4 protein-coding genes are annotated in these 10,902 nt (G+C 41.6%); all 4 read left to right on the plus strand.

The genetic code is table 11. The annotated features are described in order from the left end of the window. Positions 1-49: 49 nt before the first annotated feature. A complete protein-coding gene (locus U2718_RS20180) occupies positions 50-1,549 on the plus strand; it encodes a 3-oxoacyl-[acyl-carrier-protein] synthase III C-terminal domain-containing protein (RefSeq protein WP_342002165.1) in 1,500 nt (499 codons plus the stop codon). Between the two features lie 65 nt (positions 1,550-1,614). Then, the gene (locus tag U2718_RS20185; protein WP_342002162.1) at positions 1,615-5,091 is read left to right on the plus strand and encodes an amino acid adenylation domain-containing protein; all 3,477 of its coding nucleotides are present in this window, start codon (positions 1,615-1,617) and stop codon (positions 5,089-5,091) included. A 33-nt stretch (positions 5,092-5,124) separates the two neighbouring features. Beyond that, positions 5,125-9,708 carry a type I polyketide synthase gene (locus U2718_RS20190; RefSeq protein ID WP_342002160.1) on the plus strand — a complete coding sequence of 1,528 codons (4,584 nt, stop codon included), beginning with the start codon at positions 5,125-5,127 and terminating at the stop codon, positions 9,706-9,708. A gap of 98 nt (positions 9,709-9,806) precedes the next feature. After that, a complete protein-coding gene (locus tag U2718_RS20195; protein ID WP_342002158.1) occupies positions 9,807-10,877 on the plus strand; it encodes an LLM class flavin-dependent oxidoreductase in 1,071 nt (356 codons plus the stop codon). The last annotated feature ends 25 nt before the right edge of the window (positions 10,878-10,902 follow it).

The following is a 10,902-nucleotide window of genomic DNA, read 5'->3' on the forward strand; positions in this document are numbered from 1 at the left end:
TTTTCCACGTCCAGATACCCAGATATAAAATTAAAGGAATTCTCTGTTAATGAATTGTCCAATAGGTATTCGTTCACTATCAGTTTGCTTTCCGGAAATGATTCGGAAACCAGAAGATTCAGAGCATAATTTTCCCGATTTGATGGATAAAATTAATTCTAGAAAAACTAGACTATCTAGGTCTATCTCAACCGCTGAAGAGCTAGAGATTAACATCTGGTCACAAGAAGTAGCACCATATTTATCAGATCCTTTCCGAGGCAATATTGAACGGCGAGTTTTGAATTTACAAGAGTCACCACTGACGCTGGAGTATCGAGCAGCTCAAGAAGCTATCCAAACAGCAGAGCTAACTCCAAAAGATGTGGAATTAATGATTGTTACCTCTTTTTATCCAGGGCAGATTGGGCCTGGTAATGCTTGTTACCTTGCCCATCAACTAGGATTGTGCTGTCCAGCATGGAATCTAGAATCAACTTGCTCTAGTGCCTTAATTGCACTACAAAATGCCCATGCTCTGTTGCAAACAACAGCATACCAAAATGTACTCGTTGTTGTTTCACATGTTGGCTCACAAAATGTAGATGAAGAGGATACACTTTCTTGGTCGATGGGCGATGGTGCCGGCGCTTTTATTGTGGATACACTTAAACCAAACCAAGGAATTTTAGGGACTAAAATAGTTCCTACTACGGCCACATGTGGTGCATATTGTTATGAACTCATAATAAATAGTCAAGGAAAACCACAAATCTTCACCCGAACAGGTGAAAATGCTAGCTCACTTGCCGAAACTGCCGTAGATTTTGTGCGTACATGCTGTGAGGGGGCTGTAGCTGCTGCTGGAGTAAGTTTGGAACAAATAGACTTTTTTGCTTTTAACACCCCGACAGCATGGTATAACCGTGTCTGTACACGAGCATTGGGTATTGATTGGGAACGCACAATTAATCTTTATCCCTATTATGCCAACATTGGCCCTGTATCTGTGATCGCCAACCTTTACCATGCTGCCAAAGTCGGTAAAATTCGGGAAAATGACTTAGTTTTGGTCTACACTAACGGTGCTGCCGCCACAGCAGCCGCCACAGTTATGCGTTGGGGTGATGTAACACTCGGTTGTGCCCCTACACCTCCAATCAAGGTGACTTCGCACGATGAAAAGAGTCAGCACATCGATACAACTAGCTTCTGTGTAGAAACTAGCAGCCTCTCAACAGAAAAACTGCTAGCAGTTCCACCAGAAGAACGACAGCAACTACTAGAAAAGAGTTTGCTGCAATGGCTGGCTGCTGCGATGGAACTTTCATTTACAGATCTGAATCCTCAAGCACGCCTCACTTCATACCTCGACTCTCTCATGGCTTTGACTTTCAAAAGTCGAATTGAAACTGATTTAGCAATTAGAGTACCCATCAATCAGTTTTTTGGTGAAAACAATATAGTGCAGCTAGCAGAATTGTTACTTAGTCATTTGGCATTAGTCAATTTAACATCATCAGCATCATTGCCCAATGAAGTCGAAGAAAGAGAAAAATTGAGTCTATAAATACAATTCAAAATAATATATTCTCTGTCATCAAAAGTAATCAAAAATAGGATTTTTCTGTAAATATGAACCTACATTCGCTGCTCACAACTCTTGCCGATCGAGGTGTAAAACTATCTATTAATAATGATTCACTGCTCATTGATGCACCTAAAGGAGTACTGAGTCCAGAACTGCGTGAGTCACTAGCAAAACATAAAACAGATCTGCTCTCATTATTACGCCACAATAGCAGTATTAATACTCAAGAAAATACTTTACCAACAATTGTGCCTGCACCAGAGCAACGCTACCAACCTTTTCCTTTGACCGATATGCAGCACGCTTTCTGGGTAGGTCGCAGTGGAGTCATAGAATTAGGCAATGTTGCCAATCATGGCTATTACGAAATAGAGAGTGATGGCTTAGATATAGAAGGGTTGAACTGGGCATTACAAAAATTAATTGTGCGTCACGATATGCTGCGGGCGGTGGTATTGCCAAACGGTCAGCAACAAGTCTTAGAAGAAGTCCCTGCTTATAAAATTGCAGTTTTGGATTTGAGGAAACAAACACAAAATACTGTCATAGAACAAATTGAGTTGATTCGTCAGCGCATGTCTCATCAGGTACTACCAACTGACCAATGGCCTTTATTTGAAATTAGAGCAACTTATTTGAATGGGGAACGAGTCCGATTGCATATTAGCTACGACTTGCAAATATTTGATGCTTGGAGTTTGTTAATTCTTTTTGAAGAATGGTACCAAATTTATCAAAATCCTGGAGTGGAATTGCCACCATTGGAACTTTCGTTTCGGGATTATGTGCTGGCAGAAAAAGCTTTGCAAAACACTGATTTATACAAGCGGGCCCAGAATTATTGGTTTAATCGCCTAGACTCTCTTCCCCCATCTCCCGATTTACCACTAGCCAAACATCCTAGCGAGATTAAACAACAACAGTGTCAGCGTTACAATGGGAGATTAGAGAAAGCCGTTTGGCAGCAATTAAAGCACAGAGCTACTCAAGCAGGTCTTACACCTTCTGGCGTATTGATTGTCGCTTTTGCCGAAATTTTGACTATTTGGAGCAAAAGAGCGCAATTTACGATTAATTTAGCTTTGTTTAATCGTTTACCCCTGCATCCTCAAGTCAATTATATTTTGGGCGATTTGTCTTCTGTGACTTTGCTGGCAGTGGATAACTCCACCTCAGACTCATTTGGCGATCGCGCAATTCGGATACAACAACAACTGTGGCAAGATTTAGAACATCGCTGTGTCAGTGGTGTGGCTGTGATGCGAGAACTAGCTCGCAGACAAGGAACAGCGCCCAGTGCCATGCCTGTAGTCTTTACCAGCACTTTAGGCTTCAGTTCTCGCTTTAGTTCACTAGGTCAACACACCTCAACATTTAGCCATTTTGGAGAGTTAGTCTATGGTATCAGTCAAGCATCTCAGGTGTGGATGGATATTCAAGTCTGGGAAGAGAAGGGAGCATTAACTTTTACTTGGGATGTGCTGGCAGAACTCTTTCCCGAAGGCATGATAGACGAAATGTTTGGGGCTTACTGCACTTTCATTGAACAACTAGCTATTTCTGAAAGCCCATGGGTAGCGACGACTCAAAAATTGGTGTCTCCTACAAATAACGCCAGTGTAGCAGCTGTTGCTGATGAATTGCTACACACTCTGTTTGCAACGCAAGCACCCGCAAGAAGAGATGCACAGGCAATTGTTTCATCTCGCAGGACTTTAACATATCAACAGCTATACACTTTATCAAATCAGTTGGGTCATCGATTGCGTCGTTTGGGGGTGAGAACTAACCAATTAGTCGCAGTAGTGATGGAGAAGGGATGGGAGGAGATTGTAGCTGTTCTAGGGATTTTGGCTTCTGGAGCTGCTTATGTTCCCATTGCTTGCGATCGCTCTCCAGAACGCCTCCAGTATATTTTAGAAAACAGTGCAGCTGAAATTGTTCTCACTCAGTCATGGTTGCATGAACAATTGAATTTGCCCAAGCACCTGGTGAGTCTATGCATAGATAGCGAAGATTTAGCAAATGAGAGTTCAAAACCGTTACAGCCTCTACAGACACCTGATGATTTAGCTTATACAATCTACACTTGCGGCGGGACTGATGCTCCTCAAGGGGTAATGATTGCTCATCGCGGGGTTGTCAATGCCATCACCCAAACTAATCAAACTTTTAACATCAAAGCAAGCGATCGTCTGCTAGCTTTAACTGCACTTGATCGCGATCTGTCTGTTTATGACATTTTTGGCACTTTGACAGCTGGCGGCACAATAGTAATACCTGATGCTGCTGACAAAAATAACCCCGCTCATTGGGTTAATCTGATCCGCCAAGAAAACATTACCATTTGGAACTCCCTACCCGCTCAGATGGAAGTGTTGTTGAACTATGTTGGTAATCAGACAGAATTGTTTGGGCGATCGCTAGATAAAATATTTTTGGGCAGAGATTGGATTGCACCAAGCTTACTTAGAAGACTGCAAGCTTTGATAGACAAAAATGTGCGGGTGGTAGCTGTAGGTGGTGCAACTGAAACTACTATTTGGAATATTTGGTATGAAGTTAAAGATATTGATCCAACAGCGAAAAGTATTCCTTACGGTCAGGCGATCGCTAATGTGCAATACTATGTTTTTAATCAAGCCTTGGTAGATTGTCCTACCTGGGTTCCTGGAGAACTTTACTGTTCTGGACTTGGATTAGCTAAAGGTTATTGGCGCAACGATTGCCAAACCCGCGCCAGTTTTACGATCCATCCTCGCACAGGTGAGCGTTTATATCGCACAAGAGACATCGGCCGTTATTTACCTGATGGTAATCTAGAATTATTAGGACGGGTGAACCACCAAATTCGCATCGGTAAATACAATATTCAACCTGAAGAAATTGAATTAACTTTACAACAGCACCCAGCAGTACGTTCAGCATTAGTCACAGCAATAGAGCATCAACAAAATAAACAAATTTTAGTCGCCTACCTAGTTTCTGCACAGAAATCTGCACCAGCAATACAAGAACTCACTCAGTTCCTTCAGCAGAAATTGCCAGAGTATATGTTACCATCAGCTTTTGTATTTTTAGATGCTTTACCTTTATTATCGAATAACAAAGCGGATAGAAATACCCTTCCTCATCCAGAATTGCACTTGGATACTGATGTTCCTTATGTAGCGCCCCAAACTGAGCTTGAACAAATTATTGCTACTATTTGGCAAGAGGTTTTGCAATTAGAATCAGTAGGAATACATCACAAGTTCTTTGAAATAGGTGGTAATTCTTTATTAATTACCCAGGTTTATCAAAAACTTCAGCAAGTTTTACCAAATGAAACCGAAAAGCCTATTTCCTTGGTTGAATTATTCAAGTATTCAACAGTTCATTCCTTAGCAAAATATTTAAAAAATCATCAAGAGACACCGAATTTAATCCAAACTGGACAACAAGAAAAAGAAATGAAATTAGGAAAAAGTCGGATTAAGCAGCGTCTGAAAAAATCTCAAATGTTAACTAATAATGGTTGATTGAGACTTCCTCGTTGGAGAAGAATTTAAACTATGGAAATTAAACAGAACGGTTTAGAAGTAGCAATTATTGGTCTTGCCTGTCGGTTTCCTGGTAGCAATACAGTTGATAGTTTTTGGCAGAATTTGATTGCAGGATTAGAGTTAACTTCAGTTTTCCCAGAAACAGATATTAAACAAAACCATCAAACTATCAAAGTAGGCGGCATACTTGATGATGTTGAACTATTTGATGCTTCATTCTTTGACATTAATCCCAGAGATGCGGAAACGATAGACCCCCAGCACCGTCTTTTTTTAGAGTGTGCGTGGTCAGCTTTGGAACATGCTGGTTATAATTCTCAAAGAGAAAACAGACCAATAGGAGTTTATGTAGGGATAGGAATGAGTACCTACTTGCTCTATAACCTTTATCCCGATCAAGAATTAATGGCATCAAGGGGATTACTACAAACCATGACGGGAACAGAAAAAGATCATGTTCCTACCCGCGTTTCCTACAAATTAAACCTCAAGGGGCCGAGTTTAAGCGTGCAAACAGCTTGTTCAAGTTCCTTAGTTGCGGTTCACCTAGCTTGTCAGGGGTTACTCAATGGGGAATGTGATATGGCTTTGGCTTCTGGTGTGGCAGTGAAAGTTCCCCAAAATGAATTAACTTTATCTCCAATGGAACTAGTTTCACCCAGCGGACACTGTCGGGCTTTTGATGCCCAAGCAAACGGTACAATTGGCGGTAACGGAATTGGAGTTGTGGTTCTCAAGCGGTTGGAAGATGCGATCGCTGATCGAGATTATATCTATGCCGTCATTAAAGGGTCAGCAATTAATAATGATGGTGATACCAAAATAGGTTACACCGCACCTTCTCAAGAAGGGCAAGCCAGAGTTATTCGCGCTGCTCAAATGATGGCAGAAGTGGAACCTGACACAATTACCTATATAGAAGCTCATGAAACTGGAACTTCTTTAGGAGATCCGATTGAGATAGCTGCACTCACACAAGCTTTTCGCGCCAGAACTAATAAACAAGGCTATTGTGCGATTGGTTCAGTCAAAACCAACATTGGACATTTAGATGCAGCCGCAGGGATTGCAGGTTTAATTAAAACTGTTCTCGCCCTTCACCACAAGGTACTTCCTCCCAGTCTCAATTTTGAGATACCCAATCCTCAAATAGATTTTGAGCATAGCCCGTTTTACGTCAACACTCAACTTCGTGAATGGCAAACCAATGGTATCCCCCGGCGTGCTGGGGTTAGTTCCTTTGGTTTTGGTGGCACAAATGCTCACGTAATACTGGAAGAAGCCCCGGCTGTAGAGAAGCAGGGAAGCAGGGGAGCAGGGGAGCAGGGGAGAAAATATCATCTGTTAGTCATTTCTGCCAAAACTGAATCTGCATTAGAAACTGCTACCGATAATCTAGCTCAACATCTGGTGCAGCATCCAAACCTCAATCTGGCGGATGTTGCTTATACCTTGCAAGTTGGGCGTAGAGAGTTTAATCATCGTCGCATCTTGGTGTGTCAGGATATTCAAGATGCAATCAATACCTTGCACAACAGAGCATCTCAACGAGTTTTTACTCACTACCAAGAACCATCAGAACGCCCAATTGTTTTTATGTTTCCTGGGCAAGGAGCGCAATACGTAAACATGGCGCGAGAACTTTACCAGCATGAGATAATTTTCCAACAAGAGTGCGATCGCTGTTTTGCCTTGCTCAAACCTCACTTAAATATCGACTTGCGCCAGGTGCTATATCCCACAGCAGCAGACACGCAAACAGCAACCCAACAGCTACAACAAACAGCCATCACTCAGCCAGCATTATTTGTCATTGAGTATGCTTTAGCAAAACTGTGGATGTCATGGGGAATAGTTCCCCATGCCGCGATCGGTCATAGCATTGGAGAATATGTAGCAGCAACTCTTGCGGGTGTTTTCTCTCTAGAAGATGCTTTAGCACTGGTAGCCACTCGTGGACAATTGATGCAGAAACAACCCCCCGGAACCATGCTGGCTGTTGGTTTATCTAGGGATGCTGTGCAATCCTTCTTAGGAGAAAAGCTCTCCTTAGCCGCCAGTAACAGCCCATCTCTAAGTGTCATTTCCGGGTCGATAGAGGCTGTAGAAGCACTAGAAAAACAATTGGCAGTTCAAAAAGTCGATTATCGGCGTTTGCATACATCCCACGCTTTTCATTCCCAGATGATGGATGCGATAATTGAACCATTCATCGCACAACTGCAACGCCTCAACCTGAAACCGCCCCAAATTAAGTTAATTTCTAACGTTACTGGCACGTGGATGACAGCAGAAGATGCCACAGATCCAACTTACTGGGCACGACAACTACGGCAAAGCGTGCAGTTTTCCTTGGGAATTGCTGAGTTATTAAAAGATACACAAGCTATTTTTTTAGAAGTAGGGCCAGGACAGACATTAAGCACTTTAACTAGACAACAGACATCTGAGCGAATCGTCATATCTTCGTTACCTCGCCCCCAAGAGCAAAAGTCAGATTTAGAATTTTTGCTGAAAGCACTAGGAAGGCTGTGGTTAGCAGGGGTGCAGGTGGATGGGTCGGGATTTTATGCTGACCAAAAACCTGCTCGTTTACCTTTACCCACTTATCCTTTTGAACGTCAACGCTATTGGGTCGATCCACCAAAACCATCGACGGATCGCCAAGGACGATTGGACAAAAAACCCGACATCGCAGACTGGTTTTACGTTCCTTTATGGCAACGGTCTATTTCACCATTGCCAAAGATGGATGAGCAAAAGCGTTGTTGGTTGGTGTTTGTAGATGAGTCTGGTTTAGGTTCTGGCATGGTAGAACGACTAGAACAACTTGGTTATACTGCGATCCAGGTAAAAATTGGTGCAGAGTTTAGCAAAAATAGCGATCGCGTTTACACCATCAATCCGCAACAGCAAAAACACTATGAACAATTGCTAAGAGAAATTTTGGTATTAGAGCCAATTTCCTTCATCGCTCATCTATGGAGCATTACACCTCATCTATCCTTTGCAGCATCTCAAGACCTTGGTTTCTATAGTTTGCTTTATTTGGCGCAGGCGATCGGCAACCAGAATTTGACGGGTGCGATACACATGGGAGTAGTTTCTAGTAACATCCAAGATGTCACGGGAACAGAAACCATTTGTCCACAAAAAGCTACTCTTTTGGGTACTTGTAAAGTCATTCCTCAAGAATATGCCAATATTACCTGCTGTAGCATTGATGTTGTGCTCGAATCATTCTCAAAAAATCAGATTAGCGATCGCATTATCCAAGAAATTGCTGCCCAATCTACTGATACAGTTGTTGCTTATAGAGGAAATTATCGCTGGTTACCAACCTATACAGCAGTCCGTTTAGAAACCGCTCGCGAGAAAATTCCTTTACAACCAAAAGGAGTTTACTTAATTACGGGTGGATTGGGTGGAATTGGCCTGGCAATTGCTGAATATTTAGCTCAGACAGTACAAGCAAAACTGATACTAGTTAGCCGTTCAAGCTTACCGTCAAAAAATGAGTGGGAACAATGGTTAAAAGACCACGATCGCCATGATGCTACTGCTATTAAAATTCGACAAGTGCAGATATTAGAAAACCTCGGTGCAGAGGTTCTAGTTCTGAGTGCAGATGTGACGAATGTAGCTCAAATGCAAATGGTAGCTGAACGTAGCCAGCAAGTTTTTGGTCAGATTCAAGGTATCTTTCATGCAGCTGGTATTGCTGGTGGTGGTATTATTCAACTCAAAACACCAGAAATGGCAGCAAATGTCATGGCACCGAAAGTAAAAGGAACTCTGGTGTTAGAAGAGACTTTTAAAAATACGCACTTAGATTTTTTGGTACTCTTTTCTTCTCTAAGCTCTATCGTCGGTGGTGCAGGACAGGTTGATTATTGTGCAGCTAATATCTTTTTGGATGTATTTGCCACTTACAAAGCTTCTCAAACTAAAACTTTCACAACATCTATTAATTGGGATGCTTGGGAAGAAATTGGGATGGGAGTTAAAACCCAAGAGATTTCTGAGACTCTCAAGCAGCAGCATCTTGAAACTCTTAGAACAGGAATATCTCCCAAAGAGGGTTTAGATAGCTTAAGCCGAGTTCTCCAAAGCGGACTCAATCGTGTTGTGGTTTCCACAAAAGATTTACAAGCCGTTGTGAAGCAAAAACATGACGGAATTGCCCAAAATGAAGAGTTAAACCCACAGAAGACACAAACTTCTCCATCAGCTCGTGGGCGATCGCGAAAGACTACTACATACATAGCACCGAGAAACGAAATAGAACAACAGATTGCACAAATTTGGCAGGAACAACTTGGTATTGAAGCAGTGGGCGTTAACGATAACTTCTTTGAGTTAGGCGGACATTCTTTATTAGCAGTTCGGATTGTTTCACGGCTGCGTGAAATTTATCAAGTTGAATTATCACTCCGGACTCTTTTAGAAGCTCCTACCCTAGCTAAAGTAGCTAGTGCTATTACCGAAAATTTACTCCAGCAGGCAGAACTTGAAGAGATGAATCAGGTGTTAGCAGAAATCGAGGGTTTATCGCTGGAGGAAGTCAAAGAACAACTAAGTAACTCCCAGTGAAAACCTCGTCGCACAAACAACGTTAGATGCAAAACCCTCTAACTCTGCGTTCTCTGCGTCCTCTGTGGTTCAAAAGTATGTGATTGAGGAAACATTTCATGGAATTCAGCCTTTTTTACTTTTCTGGTGATGGATCGACAACCAAAAATGATAAATATAACTTATTAATTGAAGGTGCAAAATTTGCCGATCAACATGGATTTTCTGGTGTTTGGATTCCCGAACGTCATTTTGATGCATTTGGTGGTCTTTATCCCAATCCATCTGTATTAGGTGCTGCGATCGCTACGATTACCCAACGAATTCAAATCCGTTCTGGTAGCGTAGTTATCCCTCTCCAGCATCCACTCCGGGTAGCAGAAGAATGGTCTGTAGTTGATAACTTGTCAAACGGTAGAGTTAGTTTATCTTTTGCTCCAGGTTGGCATCCTAATGACTTTGTTCTTTATCCAGAAAAGTATGCCAATAACAAAGAAATTATGTGGCGGGATATCCAAATTGTACAACAGCTTTGGCAAGGGAAATCTCTTAAATTCAAAGGCGGAAAAGGCAATCTTGTAGAAATTCAGACATTTCCCAGAGCATTACAAAAGCAACTTCCGATTTGGATTACTTCTTTAGCCGATGAAACATTTATTGAAGCAGGCAGAATAGGTGCTAATATCCTAACTTCACCTCTTTATCAGAGCTTAGAAGATATCTTCCGGAAAATCTCACTCTACCGTCAATCTTTAATACAAAATGGTCATAATCCTCAACAGCACAAAGTAGCTGTAATGATACATACTTTTGTTGGCAAAGATATTAATTTAGTTAAACAAAGAGTTAAAGAACCCTTCAAAAATTACCTCAAAACCCATTTTGATCTCATGATAAAAACTGCTGGAAATTTAAGATTTTCAGTAGATCCTCAAAAAATGACTGCACAGGATTTAGAAGATTTGCTGGAATTTAGTTTTGAGTCCTACTTCAATAATAAGGTATTAATGGGAACTCCAGAAATGTGCCGAAAAATGATTGATATCCTCAAAGAAGCTGGAGTTGATGAAGTTGCTGCTCTAATTGATTTTGGAGTGGATTTTGATTGGGTTATGGAAAGCTTAGAATATCTCAAGGAAATTAAAGACTATTACAATGTACCTCAAACAGCAAAAACATTGCTTCATTAAAGAATTAATCATGTGTAGATAGGTA

The sequence above is a fragment of the Chlorogloeopsis sp. ULAP02 genome (genome assembly GCF_038404745.2).
Lineage (GTDB): Bacteria > Cyanobacteriota > Cyanobacteriia > Cyanobacteriales > Nostocaceae > Chlorogloeopsis.

Bases quoted from the DNA above. Each gene is read 5' to 3' on its own strand.
- U2718_RS20180 (WP_342002165.1), top strand. From the start codon at position 50: ATGAATTGTCCAATAGGTATTCGTTCACTATCAGTTTGCTTTCCGGAA.
- U2718_RS20185 (WP_342002162.1), top strand. From the start codon at position 1,615: ATGAACCTACATTCGCTGCTCACAACTCTTGCCGATCGAGGTGTAAAA.
- U2718_RS20190 (WP_342002160.1), top strand. From the start codon at position 5,125: ATGGAAATTAAACAGAACGGTTTAGAAGTAGCAATTATTGGTCTTGCC.
- U2718_RS20195 (WP_342002158.1), top strand. From the start codon at position 9,807: ATGGAATTCAGCCTTTTTTACTTTTCTGGTGATGGATCGACAACCAAA.